This is a genomic window from Salinimicrobium catena (assembly GCF_900102915.1).
Taxonomy (GTDB): domain Bacteria; phylum Bacteroidota; class Bacteroidia; order Flavobacteriales; family Flavobacteriaceae; genus Salinimicrobium; species Salinimicrobium catena.
Map to the genome: position 1 here is coordinate 103,230 of NZ_FNGG01000001.1, position 18,439 is coordinate 121,668.

The following is an 18,439-nucleotide window of genomic DNA, read 5'->3' on the forward strand; positions in this document are numbered from 1 at the left end:
TAATCTTTTGCCGTAAATACCTTCTGAAAATGGGCTTTTCGAAAGATTTTCCAGCAGCGCCTGAAAATAAAAAAGCTGTTAAAGAAAATCCTTAACAGCCTTTTAAATTTCACATTTTATTTATCCTTACATTCCGTCTTTCCTGGCCTTACGCTCCTTTTCCTGGGCGTCGACCACGGCCACGGCTGTCATGTTCACGATTTCTTCCACGCTCGCACCCAGCTGCAGCACGTGAACGGGTTTGTTCATCCCCATTAGAATTGGACCTACGGACTCCGTCTTGTTGAGCTCCTTGATGAGCTTGTAAGTACTGTTACCCGAGTCAAGGTTAGGGAAAATAAGCGTGTTCACTTTCATTCCTGCCAGCTTTGAGAACGGAAATTTCTTCTGAAGCATTTCCTTGTTCAGAGCAAAGTCGGTCTGCATCTCGCCATCCACCACAAGATCCGGGTAGAAACGGTGCAGGTAAGCCACGGCTTCTTTGACCTTTTCGGCATTCTCGTTCCTCGAAGAACCGAAGTTGGCGTAAGAGATCATTGCCATTACCGGCTCCAGACCAAAAAGCCTCACAGTTCTCGCTGTCATTTGCGCGATCTTGGCCAGTTCTTTGGCCGAAGGATCAATGTTCACCGAAGTATCACTCAAAAACAGCGGCCCGCGGGAGGTATTCATCAGGTTGGTCGCCGCTACTTTTGAAACTCCCTTTGCCTTTCCTATCAGCTCCAACATCGGTTTTAAAACAGTTGGATAAGAACGGGAATAGCCTGATAACAATGCATCGGCATCGCCGGCGTTCACCATCATGGCCGCGAAATAGTTTCGCTGGCGCATCAACAGCTCCGCATCATATTTAGTAACCCCTTTTCTTTTTCTTGTCTGCCAGTAAACTTCAGCATAACGAATGCGGCGCTCGTTCTCGTCATCAGATTTGGAATCGATGATAGCCACATCGTCTGCCTGGAAATCGATCTCGTGCATCAGTTCTTTGATCACATCCCTTCTTCCCAAAAGAATAGGAATGGCGATACCTTCGTCATGAACGATCTGGGCAGCCTTCAGCACATCCAGGTGATCTGCTTCGGCGAAAACCACTCGCTTGGGATCCATTTTCGCGCGGTTCATCAGCAGTCGGGTGATCTTATTATCGTTCCCCATTCGCTCGAGCAGTTCATCTTCGTACCTGTCCCAGTCCAGGATCGGACTTTTGGCCACACCGGTTTCCATTGCGGCTTTGGCAACTGCCGGCGGCACTTCGGTTATAAGCCTTGGATCAAAGGGTTTCGGAATGATATAATCCCTTCCGAAGTTAAGGCGGGTCTCCCCATAAGCGATGTTCACCTGCTCGGGCACCGGCTCTTTGGTCAGTCTGGCAAGCGCTTTTACCGCCGCCATTTTCATCTCCTCATTGATCTTGGTGGCACGCACATCAAGTGCTCCCCTAAAGATGAAAGGGAATCCAAGCACGTTGTTCACCTGGTTAGGATGATCACTGCGGCCGGTGGCCATAATGATATCCTTGCGGGTAGAAACGGCCAGGTTATAATCTATTTCAGGATTTGGATTGGCCATGGCAAAAACGATCGGGTTTTTGGCCATTTTCTTCAGCATTTCGGGAGAGACGATGTTCCCTACCGAAAGTCCGAGGAAAACATCGGCCTTTTCCATGGCTTCTGCCAGGTTCTTATATTGTTTCTTCACGGCAAATTTCTGCTGTAGCTCAGACAGATCAGTTCTGCCGGTATGCAACACGCCGTTAACATCAAACATTACGATGTTACTGAGTTTTACTCCGAGAGCCACGTAAAGGTTCGCGCAGGCGATAGCAGCCGATCCCGCCCCGGAGATCACCACCTTCACCTTTCCGATCTTTTTCCCGGCAAGCTCCAAAGCATTCAGCAACGCAGCCGAGGAGATGATCGCCGTACCGTGCTGGTCATCGTGCATCACAGGAATATCCAGCTCTTCTTTAAGCCTTCTTTCGATCTCAAAAGCTTCGGGAGCCGCGATGTCTTCAAGGTTGATCCCGCCAAAGGTAGGCGCGATGTTCTTAACCGTATCAACAAACTTATCTACATCTTTTGCGTCAACTTCTATGTCAAAAACGTCAATATCTGCAAAGATCTTGAATAGAAGCCCTTTTCCTTCCATTACCGGTTTTGAAGCTTCGGGACCAATATCTCCCAGACCCAGAACAGCGGTTCCGTTAGAGATCACCGCCACAAGGTTGCCCTTGGTGGTATATTTGTATGCGTTTTCTTTGTCTTTGTGGATCTCCAGGCAGGGTTCTGCAACACCGGGGGAATAAGCAAGGGAAAGATCTCGTTGTGTGGAATATTTTTTAGTGGGCACCACCTGTATCTTACCGGGGTGCGGCTTGGCGTGGTAGACCAGGGCCTCCCGCCTTTTGCGTTCGTTACTCATAGTTCCCGTATTTTTTCAGGACATAACAAAGGTAGGTTTTTCTACATTAAATGGTAAAATTTTCGTGAAAAGGATAGGCGGTTTCCGCTGTTAAAATAGCGCTTCAGGCCGGACCACTTTGTCCAGTTTCTCCCGATATTCTTCCGGCAGCAATTCGAGGCCCAGCTGGTAGGAAGCGTTCATCCAGCCAAAGCCCGAGGTAGTGATATAGTCGAACTCGGTTCCCACGTTTCCGTATTCGGCGTAGACCTTATGGGTGGTATTCACCACATCATATTTTTCGGGAATGGTACCGTTGTAGTCTGCCGCATTTTTGGTGATCATCCACAACCAGCGGTAAATGAGCTCGTGCGCCTCTTTTTCATAGCCGTAGTTGAGCAACCCCTCCCACAACAGCATCTGGTGCGGAGCCCAGCCATAGGGGTAGTCCCACTGCCGCTGCACCTCATTGGTCGCCGTCTTTTCTGCGGAAGATTTGGCACTCGCCAGGATGCCGCCCCTGGCTTTGAGATCCTGCAGCAGGTTAGGAACCATCCTTTGTACCTGCTCTTCTGAAGCCATTTTTGCCCACAAAGGATAGAAGTTGGTAGCGGAAATATATCCTGTCTGTTCCCCTTTTTGAAAGTCGTAATCAAAGAAGCTTCCCTTCTCTTCGTCCCAGAGATAGCGGTTCATCAGATCTTTTCGTTTTTCGGCTTTTTCGGCCCAATATGCATCAGAATATCCTTTCCCTGAAGAATGCGTAAAACTTCCGCCGAAATATTCAGAAATGAGATACAGAAAATCCTTTTCATACTTGTACAAGAGCGAATTGAGATCAACCGTGTTGAGATGCGCGGCCCGATTCTCCAACCTCCATGAGGTGTCGTGCCCGCTTTCCCTCACACTGCGGTCATGCCTGAAATATTCATCCAGGTCCTTGTCTTCTATTTCTTCTGACTTGTATTTTTCTTCAAATTCAGCCGCAGGAAGACCATGCTTTGCGGCGTATTCCTTTAGCACCGCTTCAAAATGCCCTTTTTCGGTCTCGGGCGGAATACCTATCCCCTGCGCAAAATATCTGTTAAGGCCATTTTCGGTCAGTCTTTCTCCTTCTTCCATCCAAACTTGTTCGTATTCGGTGATGGCTGCATCAAGAGCTTTCCGCAGCCACACGGTATCTTTTTCTTCGGAAGCTTCAAAGACCTCCCGAACAAATGAAGACATGAACGGCGGCTGGGTGCGGGTGAGGTAATAGGAACGATTGGCGTTGAGGATCTTTCCGTAGTGGTTGATCTGGTAGATGAAATTATCGACCATAGCCTTTGCGAGGTCAACCCGGCCGTCAATGATGAGACCCACGCCTTCAAAATAACTGTCCCAGCCGTACATCTCATTGAAGCGCCCCCCGGGCACCACGAACGGCACCCCTTTTCCGTTCTCGATTTTCAAGGCAAGTAATCCCGGCTCATCGTTAATCGACTTCACGTAATCCGGAGTGATCTTCTGCGGAAGCACCACCACTTCAAAATCCGGATATTCTCTTTCAAGATTCTTGAAATATTCCAGCCCCACAGTATCGTTTGGGGGAACGTACAAACGCTGCACATCTCCCGATGCTTTGGTGTCCCGAAGAATCTTTTTCAGACCTTTTTTGTCAATGGTTCGGGTAAGGTCATCCCAGAAATAGTTTTTGATCCTTCGGGAAATGCGCTGCGAGGGCGGCTCTTTGATCTCTGAAAGGGATATTTTCAAAGTGTCCTCGCCTTTCTCCCTGGCCTGGGCAAGCTCCTGAAGAAGGTTGGACAGGTAATAGACCTCATTTATTGCTATAGAATCCCCGGCAATAGTGGCAGCCAAAAATGGCATTTTTGGCGAGTCTTCAATTGTGATCTTTTTGTCATTATCTGTGTCTGCAGATAGTAGCAGGCGCTGCATGTTCGGCTGCACCTCCAAAGCAAAATCAGGGGTTTGCGCAAAGATGACCCCTGTAAAGACGGACAATAAAGCAGTAATAATCCCCTTTTTCAGATCCATGGTAAAGATTTACCGAAGAAGTTACGAAAAATGGCAAAAAAGAGGAAGCTTAGTCTTCCTTCAGAAAATCAATATTCCGGGTAAGCCCTGAAAATTTGGTCCTTTTCACGGCTGACTTTTTAAATACTTTTCGGAAAGTGTCTTCGGTGATCTCCTCCCAGTCTTTTTTGGACATGCTGAGCAGATCGGGGTGAGGATCGAACAGGGGCTCGTTATGGGGTTTTGAAAAACGGTTCCAGGGACAAACATCCTGGCACACATCACAACCGAACATCCACTCATCAAATTTACCTTTCATCTCCTGCGGCAGCTGATCTTTCAGTTCAATAGTAAAATAAGAAATACACTTGCTGCCATCCACCTTGTAAGGTTCTATAATGGCATTAGTGGGGCAGGCGTCAATGCAGGCAGTGCAGCTTCCGCAGTGATCGGTCACCGGGGTATCGTATTCCAGGTCCAGATCCACAATAAGTTCAGCTACAAAAAAGAAAGAGCCGGTCTGCTTGGAAAGCAGGTTGCTATTCTTCCCGATCCAGCCGAGTCCGCTCTTTGCCGCCCAGGCCTTATCCAGCACGGGGGCAGAATCCACAAAAGCCCTTCCTTCCACCTCACCTATTTCTTCCTGAATAAACCTTAAAAGATCCTTCAGCTTGTCCTTGATCACGAAATGATAGTCTGTTCCGTAAGCGTACTTGCTGATCTTATAAGAATCTTCTCGCTGCCTTTCTTCAGGGTAATAATTAAGGAGCAGTGAAATCACGCTTTTCGAACCTTCTACCAATTTGGTAGGATCCAGGCGCTTGTCGAAATGATTTTCCATGTATTTCATTTCGCCGTGCATGTTCTTCTTCAGGTAGTTTTCAAGCCGAGGCGCTTCCTCTTCAAGAAATTCCGCCTTGGAAATTCCGCAGGAGAGAAACCCAAGGCTTTTCGCCTCGGCTTTGATCATTTCTGAATATTTGGACCTGTTGGAAAGATTCACCTGTTGTTCTTTATTTAGCGTGCGTCAAATTTCAAAAACGCATTCTTCGGCTTCAGGGTGATGAGCGGCTGTATCTCGATCTCGTCTTTAACCCCTGAAATTTGATATTTGGATACCAGTCCGGCAATGGTAAGCACCATCTCATACATTGCAAAATTGTTGCCAATACATTTGCGCGGACCAGCCCCAAAAGGGTAATAATGAGAAGTCTTTGCTTCTGAAAAACGCCGGGGCCGGAATTCTTCAGGTGCCTCCCAGTATTTCGGATGCCTGTGGATCTCATAGATATTGAATAGCAGGCTCGAACCTTTAGGATAAGTCTTTCCCTCGAATTCGTCATCTTCCAGGTTCACCCTGTCAATGAAATAAGCCGGCGGGTAGAGCCTCATGGCCTCCTCGATCACCATTTGGGTGTAGCTGCACTTCCGAAGAAATTCATATAAAGAATCGGTCTCCTGTTTTGCAGCCATGACTTCAGCGAAGATCTTTTCCTGCTCGTGCGGATGCCTGGCCAGCAATTCACAGGTAAAGGTAAGCGCATTCGAGGTGGTTTCATGGCCAGCCGTGAAAAGGATAAGGATCTCATCTATCAGCTGCTCTTCGGTCATGGCGGTTCCGTCTTCGTACCGGGAGTCGAGAAGCATGTCCAGCAGGTCATCTTCTTTTTTACCTGACTTCTTTCTTTCTTCAATAATGGCTTTGAGAATCTCCCTTGCCTCCTGTGTTAACGCCAGGTGCTCCTTTATGCTACCGCTTAGTTTGAACCACCAGGTGAGGTATGGCTGCCGCAGTTCGCGCACCAACATCTTCTGGGCCGCTTCTGTAATGTATTGCAACCTGTCTATTTCCTTTTGCCCAACCGCCTCGCTAAAAAGCGATTTTACAACGGTTTGAAATGCGAGATCATTGAATACCGGGAAAATATCCATAGGAGCATCTGTGCGGATCTTTTTCAACTCCTCTAAAATGGCCTCATGCATACTCCCCAGTAGGCTAACAAGTTGCTTTTTATGGAAGGCCGGCTGGATCAATTTACGTTGCTTTTTCCAGTGTTCCCCTTCCGCGGTGAGTAATCCATGGCCAAGGTATTTAGCCATATCCCGGGTCTGGATCTCGGACTTTTTATAGTTCTTCTGGTTCTTCTGAAGTACGTATTCGGCAAAACCCGAATCTCTTGAAAAGATGATCTTGCGGTTAAAACCCAGGTTCAGCCTGAAGGTATCCCCTACCTTTTCAAATTTTTCATGATGAAACGGCAACGGATTTTCAAGTATGCGTTTGGCGCTGGTATAGAACCGGAAACGGGAAACGGTGGGTATGCCTTTGGTTTCTTTCATTTGAAAATCATCTCAGACCTCCCAGGTTTTGAAAACCTGGGAGGTCTAATTCGGGATCTAAAATAATCCTCCCTGCACCCCACCACGTTCACGCCCCAAATGCTTGTATGCGGCTTCGGTGACCTCGCGCCCGCGGGGAGTTCTTTGAATGAACCCCTGCTGAATGAGAAACGGCTCGTATACTTCTTCGATGGTTTCGGCACTTTCACTCACGGCAGTCGCCAAGGTAGTTATTCCCACAGGTCCGCCCTTGAACTTGTCTATAATGGTAGTAAGGATCTTGTTATCCATCTCATCCAGCCCATGCGCATCTACATTTAGAGCCTTCAAACTAAACTTCGCGATCTCGATATCGATCTTTCCATTGCCTTTGATCTGGGCAAAATCTCTCACCCTTCTTAAAAGGGCGTTGGCAATACGCGGTGTACCCCGGCTGCGGCCGGCGATCTCAATGGCGGCTTCCATGGTAATCGGTACCTTGAGGATCTGGGCGCTTCGCTGAACAATATCTGAAAGTAGTTCTGTACTATAATATTCCAGCCTGCTGGAGATCCCAAAACGCGCTCTCATAGGCGCGGTGAGCAATCCGCTGCGGGTGGTGGCGCCAATAAGGGTGAACTGGTTGAGATGTATCTGCACAGAACGGGCATTAGGCCCGGTCTCTATCATAATATCGATCTTAAAATCTTCCATGGCCGAATAGAGGTATTCCTCAACAACGGCACTAAGACGGTGTATCTCATCAATGAACAACACATCACGCTCTTCAAGATTGGTGAGCAGGCCGGCAAGATCTCCGGGTTTATCCAATACAGGCCCCGAGGTCACCTTTATACCCACTCCCAGCTCGTTGGCCAGGATGTGGGCCAAAGTGGTCTTACCAAGTCCCGGAGGACCGTGGAAAAGGGTATGATCAAGAGCTTCACCCCTCATATTGGCTGCTTCAACAAAAACCTTCAGGTTTTCAAGCACCTGATCCTGTCCGGTAAAATCATCAAATTCCAGGGGCCGCAAAGCTCTTTCTATATCCATTTCTTCGGAAGAAAAATGCTCTCCTGTAGGATCAAGGTGTTCGTTCATTGCCAGATTTTTAAGTTCAACAAAGATAAAAGAAAAAGCCTTTTCCGAAGAAAAGGCTTTGTAGAATATACTTTCTGAAAAGACTCTTAGTGATTCAGTTCTTCTTCGTCTTTTAGAAGCGGCACTGTTTGGGGTGCAAAATCCTGCCCCGGAATCACGTATTCTCCTTTTTCATTGGTTTTACTATAGTCATATGCCCAACGGTAAACAGTTGGCAGTTCTCCAGGCCAGTTTCCATGGATAGGCTCTACAGGAGTGGTCCACTCCAAAGAGTTCGAGTTCCATGGGTTGGCTGTTGCCTTCTTTCCGTAGAAAATAGAATGGATGAAGTTGTAAAGGAACACCAACTGCACCAATGCTGTGATGATAGCAAAGATCGTGATCAACACGTTGATGTCTGCAAGGTCATCAAAGTATGGGAAGGCAGTGTTGTCATAGTACCTTCTTGGCAGCCCGGCCATTCCCACAAAGTGCATCGGGAAGAACACCCCATAGGCACCAATAATGGTGATCCAGAAGTGGATGTAACCCATGTTCTTGTTCATCATTCTTCCGAACATCTTAGGGAACCAGTGATAGATCCCGGCAAACATTCCATAAAGGGCAGAAATACCCATTACCAGGTGGAAGTGAGCCACCACGAAGTATGTATCGTGTACGTTGATATCAAGAGTACTGTCTCCAAGAACGATCCCGGTCAAACCACCAGTGATGAAGGTTGAAACGAAACCAATAGAAAAAAGCATTGACGGGTTCAATTGCAGGTTACCTTTCCAGATGGTCGTGATCCAGTTAAACGCTTTTACTGCGGAAGGGATCGCGATCAATAAGGTGGTAAAGGTAAATACCGATCCAAGGAACGGGTTCATACCAGAAACGAACATGTGGTGTCCCCAAACAATAGTCGAAAGAAACGCGATACCAAGGATAGACGCGATCATGGCACGGTAACCAAAAATAGGTTTTCTGGCGTTGGTTGCAAGAATTTCTGAAGCGATACCCATCGCCGGAAGGATCACAATATAAACCTCCGGGTGACCAAGGAACCAGAACAGGTGTTCAAAAAGTACAGGAGAACCTCCCTGGTAGTGTAATACTTCACCTTTGATATAAATATCACTCAGGAAGAAAGATGTTCCAAAGCTTCTGTCCATGATCAACATTAAGGCTGCCGATAAAAGAACCGGGAAAGAAACCACCCCAATGATGGCAGTCACGAAAAGAGCCCAGATGGTCAATGGCAAACGGGTCATTGACATCCCCTTGGTTCTAAGGTTGATCACGGTAACAATATAGTTAAGCGATCCAAGCAAGGAAGAGGCAATAAAGATGGCCATGGAAGTAAGCCAAAGCGTCATACCCAAACCTGATCCTCCGATAGCCTGCGGTAGCGCACTTAGCGGCGGATAGATGGTCCATCCTGCCGAAGCAGGTCCTGCTTCAACGAACAAAGATCCTAACATTATGATACAGGAAATAAAGAACAGCCAGTAAGAAAGCATGTTCATGAATCCTGAAGCCATGTCTCTCGCCCCGATTTGAAGCGGGATAAGCAGGTTACTGAATGTACCACTCAAGCCCTGTGTCAATACAAAGAATACCATGATGGTACCGTGAATGGTCACAAGAGCAAGGTAGATCTCCGGAGACATTACTCCGTCTGGAGCCCATTTTCCAAGGAAGATCTCAAATATCTTAAAAGATTCAGCCGGCCAGGCGATCTGCATACGGAAGAAAACAGACATGGCGATCCCAATCGTTCCCATAATAAGCGCCGTGAAAAGGTATTGCTTGGCAATTACCTTATGGTCCATGCTAAAAATATACTTCGTTATGAAAGTACCCTCATGATGGTGGTCATCGTGAGTGTGATCATTAACCGGTGCGTGTCCTACTGCTGACATATTTCTTTAATCTTAACTTTTAATAATTTTTACCTGTGTTCCTTCAGCTACCTATTCTACAGATGCAGTTTGCTGATCTACGGGTTCAACTGTTTCAATGAATTCTTGCTGTTCTGCCATCCAGGCATCAAATTCTTCCTGCGTCTCAACGACGATCTTCATTTGCATGTTGTAGTGGGCCACCCCACAAATCTTGTTACACAACAGGTAGTAGTCAAAGTCGGCATATTCGGTAAGAGGCTCCTCCCCGTTAGCCATTAGTTCTTCGCTATTCGTTTTTCTTATTTCCTGGATTCTCGCCACTTTCTCCCTCATGTACTCGGTACCTCTGATCTCTTCGGTAGTTACAGTTGGAGTAAAGCTGAACTGTGTGATCATACCCGGCACAACGTTCATCTGCGCCCTAAAGTGCGGGAAGTAAGCCGAGTGGAGCACATCCTGAGACCTGAACTTGAAAAGAACCGGACGGTCTACAGGAAGGTGCAGCTCCCCGGTAAGTACATCATCATGCGCGTAAGAGTCACTCGCGTCAACTCCTAAAGTGTTGGCTCCTTCAATGAACCTAACGTTTGCTTTTCCAAGAACATTATCTTTCCCTGCATATCTCGCATGCCAGCTAAATTGCTTGGCATAAAGCTCGATCACGATAGGATCTTTCTCTTCTTCCACGTCCATAATGTCTGACCAGGTGAAAAGTCCGTAGATGATAAGACCAGCCAAAACGATCACCGGAATAATGGTCCAAACGAATTCAAGTTTGTCATTATCGGCAAAGAATAGAGCTTTTGTACCTTTCTTTCCTTTGTATTTAAAAGCGAAGTAATGAAGTAAGCCCTGGGTGATCACCTGCACGAACATGATCACAGCCATGGTGATCAAAAGCAGGTTATCATAATCAGATCCATGTTCAGAAGAAGCAGCAGGCAAAGCCCTGTCGCCAAAACTCCAGAAGTTGTAGATCATGAAGATGTAAAAAGCTATACCAAAAGCGAGCATGAGGTTACCCTGCATCCTGTTGTCCTTATCACTTGCGATCTCAGAGGACTCCAGGCTCTCAGTACTTCTTGACAATTGAAAGATCTTGTTCAATTGCCAAACAGTTATCGCGAAAAGCGCTATTACTATTATGATTAAAAATACCGTCATTTTATAATTTCTTCTTTAAACAATCTTATTAATAGTGATAATGCTCACTCTCTTTTCTAAATGGGTTGCGCTTCACAAGTAGCGGAGCTTTGGTCAATGAATTGAATACCACAAAAATAAACAATCCGCCAAACAGAGCTAAGGCACTCAGTTCAGAAATTCCTATGAACCAGGATTCTCCAACTGTTGCAGGCATTACCATTACAAACACATCAAGGTAATGTCCAAATAGGATGATAATTCCGGTCATTACCACGAACCAGTTCACTCGTTTGAAGTCACTGTTCATCAAGAGCAGTAATGGGAAAATAAAGTTCAAGGCTACCATTCCGAAGAAAACAAGGCCATAGTCCTCTATACGGGTTACAAAATAGGTCACCTCTTCAGGAATGTTAGAGTACCAGATCAACAGGAACTGAGAGAACCACAGGTAGGTCCAGAAAATACTGATCCCGAACATGAACTTTGCAAGGTCATGTATGTGGCTGTCGTTCACATATGGAAGATATCCGCGAGATTTCAGGTAAATGCTGACTAATGCGATCACAGTGATACCAGACACGAACATACTTGAGAACACATACCATCCAAAAAGCGTACTGAACCAGTGCGGATCAAAGCTCATGATCCAGTCCCACGCCATCATAGATTCGGTCACTATGAAGAATACAAGGAATCCGGCGGCCAGCTTAAAGTTCTTTTTGTAAAAAACATTATCGGTCGCGTCATCCTGCTTCAATGAGTTCTTCTTCATAAAATATCTGAAGATATTCCATCCAGCGATGTAGATCGCAGCCCTGATAAGGAAGAAGGTCACATTTAGGTACCCAGATTTATTCTGAATAATTTCGTCATGCGCAACTACTTCAGGATCCATCCATACAAAAAGGTGGTTTATATGGAATCCTGAAAGGGCAAGAAGAATGAACATAATGATACTTCCGGGAAGTAAATAGGCGGTAATTCCTTCCATCACCCTGAAAAGTACGGGTGACCATCCTGCCTGGGCAGCATACTGCACTGCATAGAATGCCATCACACCAAGCGCGATCATAAAAAAGAAGAACGCGGCTACATAAACAGCAGCCCATGGTTTATTTTGCAACTGGTGAAGAACGTGCTCCAGGTGCACCAGCTCGGCATCTTCGGCCATTGAATGAACCTCCTCATCGGTACGTTCGGTCTCCACCTGATGCTCAGAAGGAACATAGTCGAATCCTTTTGCATCATCTTCTAATTCATCTTCTGTTTGCCCCGTAAGCGGCATTTCTACAGCCTCACCATGATTGTCATGGGCAACCAGTTCCCTTACCTCTTCAATAGTGGAAGGTGCGGCAATAAATCCGTAGACCAAGCCCAACAGACCTACCACCATTAGAATGATAGAAAATAATTTTAATTTACTGGATAGCGTGTACATATTCAATATATCTAAGTGCTGTTATTCTTCGTTTTGGTTGTCCTCTTTGGTTTCCATCACCTTTTCAGCATTCACTGCAGGAATCAGGTCTTCCTCGTTCTCAAATTCCCTTGCAGGTCCTCCCTCAAGGTCATTTTTAAGCTTCATCACGTAATGATCAATCATCCATCTCTCTTCAATAGAAGTTTGAGAGGCATACGATCCCATCGCGTTAAGGCCATAATACATCACGTGATAAACACTACCTTCAGTGATCGCTCTTCCCACATCATCATAGCTGGGAATACCCAGTATTTTTTCTCTTTCAACCAGGATGCCTTTACCGTCACCCTTGTCGCCGTGACAAACCGCACAATATATAGTATATAGAGCTTCACCTTTGTTCAGGTTATCTTCGGTATATGGAAGCGGGTTTTCAAGGTTGGCTTTTGCACCGGCATATCCATCAGGACTGTTCTCATACTCGTAAGGCTTCCAACCTCTTGAAACTGTCCCTTCAACCGGAAGCTTGGCCTCCTGCTCGTTCACAAAAACGTCGTATGCTCCATATGGTTCATAGGGTACCGTCTCATACATGTTTGGCATGTACTGGTAGTTAGGCTTTGAGTTCTCCATACAGGATACTGCACTCGCTGCCAAAATGAAGAATATGGATTTTCTAAATAAACTTTTCATTGGGTTTATTTGTTATCAATTAGTTTAATTTCAGAAGCTCCGGTGTTGAACAAAAAGTCGGTCAGGTCTTCTGTATTATGGTTGGCTACTTCAACTTCCATAAGGAAATGATCGTCTGTGGTTCTCACGTCCGGGTTCTCGGCAGTTTTGAATGGCCATAATTTACTTCTCATAAAGAAGGTGAAAACCATTAAGTGAGCCGCAAAGAATACGGTCAATTCAAACATGATAGGCACAAAAGAAGGCATGTTTTGAAGGAAGCTGAAACTCGGCTTTCCACCAATGTCCATTGGCCAGTCCTCGATCATGATGAAATTCATCATGGCAATGGCCACAGAAAGACCAACCAGTCCATAGATAAAAGCGGTGATGGCTAGCCTTGTGGGTGCAAGCCCCATTGCTTTGTCCAATCCGTGTACCGGGAAAGGAGTATAGATCTCCCCTATTCTGTACCGGGCCTCCCTGACTTGCTTAACAGCCTGCAAAAGCAAATCGTCATCGGTATAAATTGCTTGTATAACTTTAGACGCCATTCTTATTTGTTTTTAAGTTCATTTGCCTGCTGGTTCCAGTCACCACGGTTACTTTCGGTGGTGAAATTGTCGATCACCCTGCCAAGCAATTCATAATCATCTTTGGTCAATCTGCTAACCTGTTCGTAAGTATAGATACCTACCTGGTGTAGCTTTTGTTCCATTACAGGACCTACGCCGTTAAGTTTTTGAAGGTCATCTGCAGACTGAGTTGCAGGATCAAAGGTCCCAATGCGCTGCAACATCTCATCAATCCTATCTCTCTCTACTTCAGAATCAGTCAGACTCTCTGTATTTGTTGTAGGCTCGTGTTCTTTCTTTTGATCATACTCGTCTCTTTTGATCCAGCCTCCTTCAACATTGGCCACAGGCTCCCTAACAATGGTATTGGTGTGATCTGCATGGTCACCGTGCTCTTTACGAAGTTTCTTGTATTTTTCTCCGGAAGATTTAAGAATGGTCTTCACCTCTGCCTGGGCGATCACAGGGAACGTACGGGCATAAAGCAGGAATAATACGAAGAAGAATCCAATGGTTCCGATAAAGATCCCGATATCCACAAAGGTTGGAGAGAACATGGTCCAGGAAGACGGCAGGTAATCACGGTGTAATGAAGTCACGATGATCACGAAGCGCTCGAACCACATCCCAATGTTCACGATAATAGAGATAAAGAAAGAGAACATGATACTGGTTCTAAGTTTCTTGAACCACATAAACTGCGGTGAGAACACGTTACAGGTCATCATTGACCAGTAAGCCCACCAGTAAGGTCCCGTCGCACGGTTAAGGAAAGCGTACTGTTCGTATTCTACTCCAGAGTACCACGCCATGAACAATTCGGTAATATAGGCTACCCCAACAATAGAACCGGTGATCATGATAACGATGTTCATCAATTCGATATGCTGAATGGTAATGTAATTTTCAAGATTCGAAACCTTTCTCATGATGATAAGAAGGGTGTTCACCATTGCGAATCCTGAGAAGATCGCCCCTGCAACGAAGTATGGAGGGAAGATCGTGGTGTGCCATCCCGGAATTACCGAAGTAGCAAAGTCAAAGGATACGATGGTGTGTACAGAAAGCACCAGTGGCGTTGCCAAACCGGCCAACACAAGAGACACTTCTTCAAAACGCTGCCAGTCTTTGGCGCGTCCGCTCCATCCAAAACTGAGGATGCCGTAAATATGTTTTTGAAAGGGCTTTATTGCGCGGTCCCTGATCATAGCAAAATCAGGAAGCAATCCTGTCCACCAGAATACAAGGGAAACCGAAAGATAGGTAGAGATCGCAAATACGTCCCAAAGCAGCGGAGAGTTAAAGTTCACCCACAGAGATCCGAACTGGTTTGGAATAGGAAGTACCCAGTAAGCCAACCATGGACGCCCCATGTGAATGATGGGGAAAAGACCCGCCTGCACCACCGAGAAGATGGTCATGGCCTCTGCCGACCTGTTGATCGCCATTCTCCATTTTTGACGGAATAAAAGTAGTACCGCAGAAATAAGTGTTCCGGCGTGACCAATACCTACCCACCATACAAAGTTGGTGATATCCCAGGCCCAACCTACAGTCCTGTTAAGACCCCAGGTACCAATACCGGTAGAAACAGTGTATATTATACAACCTAACCCCCAAAGAAAAGCTACAAGCGCAATTGAAAAAACAATCCACCATGATTTGTTTGCCCTTCCTTCAACCGGCGCAGCAACATCAACAGTCACGTCGTGATAGGTTTTATCGCCGGTTACTAAAGGCTTTCGTATAGGTGCTTCGTAATGAGACATATGCTTTTTATAATTGATTCTTTATTAAAATTTATTAAGCTTCAGATGTATTTCTAACTTTCGTCTGGTACATCACGTTTGGCTTTGTACCTATGTATTCCAGCAGGTGATACATCCTGTCGTCTTCTTTAAGTTCTGCGACCTTGCTGTTCTCATCATTCACATCTCCAAAGATGATCGCACCTTTGTCACAGGCAGCCGAACAAGCGGTCTGGAATTCGCCATCCTCAATAGCTCTTCCTTCTCTCTTGGCGTCAAGAATGGTCTTCTGAGTCTTCTGGATACAGAAAGAACATTTTTCCATCACCCCACGAGATCTAACGGTCACATCTGGGTTCAATACCATACGGCCAAGGTCGTTGTTCATGTGGTAATCGAACTCATCGTTCTTGTTGTAAAGGAACCAGTTGAATCTTCTTACTTTGTAAGGACAGTTGTTGGCACAATAACGAGTACCCACACAACGGTTATAGATCATCTGGTTTTGTCCCTGGCGCCCGTGCATGGTAGCAGCAACAGGACATACAGTCTCACAAGGAGCATGGTTACAGTGCTGACACATTACCGGCTGGAACACAACCTGAGGATTGTCTGCAGCTACTTCCATTTCTCCGAACTGAGAAAGAGAATCTCCTAAACCAGACATATTCTCCTTTTTCTCAAGATCTGCCTCAAAGCTTTCTTCAGAAGAGTAATAACGGTCAATTCTCAACCAGTGCATATCTCTGTACTTGCGCACCTCTTCTTTACCTACAACAGGAACGTTATTCTCAGCATGACAAGAGATCACACAAGCCCCACATCCTGTACAGGCATTAAGGTCAATAGACATGTTGAAATGGTGCCCGGTAGAACGGTCAAATCCATCCCAAAGGTCAACATCTGGCGAAGTCACCGGGGTTTCCACGTGGTTAAGGGAAACTTCTGGCATCTTGTTCCACACATGAGAATCTTTGGTATTGAAGATCTCAAGAGTGGTTTCTTTAATGATATCATTTCTTCCCATCAATGTGGTATGAAGCTGAAGGCAGGCAAATTCATGCACTCCTGCAGTCTTCTCAATAGTCACATTCTGGAAAGATTTAAAATCTTTATATACCGGGTAGGCATTCACCCCTACCTGCATTTCTTTCTGAATTCCTTCCTTCTTGCCATATCCAAGCGCAAGAGCAACAGAACCTTTTGCCTGCCCAGGCTGAATAAATACAGGAACGTTCTTAAGAACGGTTTCCCCAACCTTCAGGTTCACCAAACTTCCGTTCAATGCACCGTTGGCCACATGTTCGTTTTCAAGACCAAGCTCAGCCGCATCGGCCCTGGAGATCTTAAGGTAGTTATCCCAGGATGCTCTGGTGATAGGATCTGGCATTTCCTGCAACCAAGGGTTATTTGCCTGGTTTCCTGATCCCATTGCGGTTGAAGTGTACAATTCAAGCTCAAGGCCTTCTCCGGCCGCTCCCGCAAGGTTTCTTGCAGCCACACTGTCGCTGTTCACGCTGATGCTTCCGGCACCGGCAGCTTCTTCTGAAACTCCAACTGCAGGAGCTGTAGCTTCAAAAACCCCATCGTGCAAAGCATCTGTCCAGGAAGTATTCCCAAGAGAACCAGACCAGGTGTCTTTAATATAATTATAATATGAAGTTGAGTTGTCTGTCCATCTCAACAAAGTATCCTGAAACTGGCTAGTATCAAATAACGGTTTGATAGTAGGCTGCATCAGGGTAAATGTTTTTTTCGTAAACTGGATATCTCCCCAGCTCTCCAGGTAGTGCGGAGTCGCCGCAACATAGTTACACAACAAAGCAGTTTCATCCTTCTTCATTGAGAAAGCCACAGAAAGATCTACTTTCTTGAGTCCTTCCACGAATTCTTCAGCAAACGGAAGGCTGTAAGCAGGATTCACTCCGGCTATAAGAATCGCTCCCACCTGTCCGGCATTCATATCTTTCACCAGTTGCTTAACCTGGGCAGCATTACCCTGTCTTAGCATTCTCGGGTTCTCGGTATCCATAACCGCACTTCCAAGCGCCTCGTTGATAGAAAGCACAAGAGACTGAGCATCTGTATCTGGAATACCTGTCACGACAACAGCACTGCTTCCAGATTTACGAAGTTGTCTCGCAGCTTTCACCACAGCGTCATCAATTGCTGCAGGCAGGTTGCTTGTAGATGCCCCACCGGTCACATACCCATGGAGTGCGGCAAGCACCATTTTTTGCTGAGAAGGAGTTACAGGAACCCTTTTATCTGCATTTCCTCCCGAAAGAGAAAGGTTTGATTCAAATTGTACGTGACGGGACATTTTTCCATTCTTCGGAATACGTCCTTTGGCATAAGCCGCATCATAACCTCCGCCGGCCCAATCGCCAAGGAAGTCAGCTCCAACAGAAACGATAGTTTCGGCCTTGGAAAAATCGTAGTTTGGAAGGGCACGGGTTCCATATCTAGCCTGGAAAGCATCCAAAGCAGCATCTTCAGAAACCGTATCATAGACAACATGCCTTACATTCCCATATTTTTGAGAGAAATCATTTATCAAACGTGAAGTAGACGGACTCGCAAAAGTCTGAGTCAACAACACGATCTCACCTGAAAGATTGTTCAGCTTCTCCTTCACCTCCTTATCGAACTGCTCCCAGGAAACAACCTGTCCGTTTGCCTCAGGTCTCTGCAACCTCTTATTATCATACAATGACAAAACAGAAGCCTGCACCCTTGCATTAGCACCGGTGTTAGCCATGGTGTTATGCTCTATCTTGATAGGACGCCCTTCACGAGTCTTTACAAGCACTCCCGCAAAGTCAAACCCATCGGCCATAGTGGTGGCATAGTAGTTAGCAACACCCGGAACGATTCGTTCAGGTTGCACCACGTAAGGAATAGATTTCATAACAGGACCCTCACAAGCCGCCAGCGAAGCAGCAGCAGTACTGAATCCAACATACTTAAGGAAATCCCTACGCGAAGTAGTTGAACTTTCAAGAGTTTCTTTATCACCCAAAAATTCATCTGTAGGTATCTCTTGTGCAAATTCTTTTTGCTGGTGCGTCTCAACAATAGAGCTCGATTCTTTCAGCTCTTCAACACTTTGCCAGTATTTCTTGTTTGATGACATATAAATAAATGTTTCTTCTA

12 protein-coding genes are annotated in these 18,439 nt (G+C 46.0%); all 12 read right to left on the bottom strand.

Going from position 1 to position 18,439, the window contains the following annotated elements; all coding sequences use genetic code 11:
- Window positions 1-126 precede the first annotated feature (126 nt).
- The 12 genes from BLS64_RS00480 to BLS64_RS00535 all read right to left on the bottom strand — a co-directional run bounded on the left by BLS64_RS00480 (window position 127) and on the right by BLS64_RS00535 (window position 18,419).
- The gene (locus BLS64_RS00480; RefSeq protein WP_093110669.1) at window positions 127-2,421 is read right to left on the bottom strand and encodes an NADP-dependent malic enzyme; all 2,295 of its coding nucleotides are present in this window, start codon (window positions 2,419-2,421) and stop codon (window positions 127-129) included.
- Window positions 2,422-2,511: 90 nt separating this feature from the next.
- Window positions 2,512-4,437, bottom strand: a complete 1,926-nt coding sequence (locus BLS64_RS00485) for a trehalase family glycosidase (protein ID WP_093110671.1) — start codon at window positions 4,435-4,437, stop codon at window positions 2,512-2,514.
- A gap of 49 nt (window positions 4,438-4,486) precedes the next feature.
- Window positions 4,487-5,386: a tRNA epoxyqueuosine(34) reductase QueG gene (gene queG / locus BLS64_RS00490; RefSeq protein WP_093112191.1), complete on the bottom strand. Its 900-nt coding sequence runs from the start codon at window positions 5,384-5,386 to the stop codon at window positions 4,487-4,489.
- 47 nt (window positions 5,387-5,433) lie between these two features.
- Window positions 5,434-6,756: a cytochrome P450 gene (locus tag BLS64_RS00495; RefSeq protein ID WP_093110673.1), complete on the bottom strand. Its 1,323-nt coding sequence runs from the start codon at window positions 6,754-6,756 to the stop codon at window positions 5,434-5,436.
- A 57-nt stretch (window positions 6,757-6,813) separates the two neighbouring features.
- Window positions 6,814-7,836, bottom strand: a complete 1,023-nt coding sequence (gene ruvB, locus BLS64_RS00500) for a Holliday junction branch migration DNA helicase RuvB (protein WP_093110675.1) — start codon at window positions 7,834-7,836, stop codon at window positions 6,814-6,816.
- An 86-nt stretch (window positions 7,837-7,922) separates the two neighbouring features.
- Complete coding sequence (locus BLS64_RS00505) at window positions 7,923-9,740, bottom strand: cytochrome c oxidase subunit I (RefSeq protein WP_093110677.1); 1,818 nt, start codon at window positions 9,738-9,740, stop codon at window positions 7,923-7,925.
- Window positions 9,741-9,791: 51 nt separating this feature from the next.
- On the bottom strand, window positions 9,792-10,886 hold the full coding sequence (locus BLS64_RS00510) for a cytochrome c oxidase subunit II (protein ID WP_093110679.1): 1,095 nt from the start codon (window positions 10,884-10,886) through the stop codon (window positions 9,792-9,794).
- A 28-nt stretch (window positions 10,887-10,914) separates the two neighbouring features.
- Window positions 10,915-12,306, bottom strand: a complete 1,392-nt coding sequence (locus tag BLS64_RS00515; RefSeq protein ID WP_093110681.1) for a quinol:cytochrome C oxidoreductase — start codon at window positions 12,304-12,306, stop codon at window positions 10,915-10,917.
- A gap of 21 nt (window positions 12,307-12,327) precedes the next feature.
- Window positions 12,328-12,981, bottom strand: a complete 654-nt coding sequence (locus tag BLS64_RS00520) for a c-type cytochrome (protein ID WP_093110683.1) — start codon at window positions 12,979-12,981, stop codon at window positions 12,328-12,330.
- A 5-nt stretch (window positions 12,982-12,986) separates the two neighbouring features.
- A complete protein-coding gene (locus BLS64_RS00525; protein ID WP_093110685.1) occupies window positions 12,987-13,514 on the bottom strand; it encodes a DUF3341 domain-containing protein in 528 nt (175 codons plus the stop codon).
- A 2-nt stretch (window positions 13,515-13,516) separates the two neighbouring features.
- Complete coding sequence (nrfD, locus tag BLS64_RS00530) at window positions 13,517-15,304, bottom strand: NrfD/PsrC family molybdoenzyme membrane anchor subunit (protein WP_093110687.1); 1,788 nt, start codon at window positions 15,302-15,304, stop codon at window positions 13,517-13,519.
- Between the two features lie 34 nt (window positions 15,305-15,338).
- Window positions 15,339-18,419, bottom strand: coding sequence for a TAT-variant-translocated molybdopterin oxidoreductase (locus BLS64_RS00535; protein ID WP_093110689.1), 3,081 nt, complete (start codon window positions 18,417-18,419; stop codon window positions 15,339-15,341).
- Window positions 18,420-18,439 lie beyond the last annotated feature (20 nt).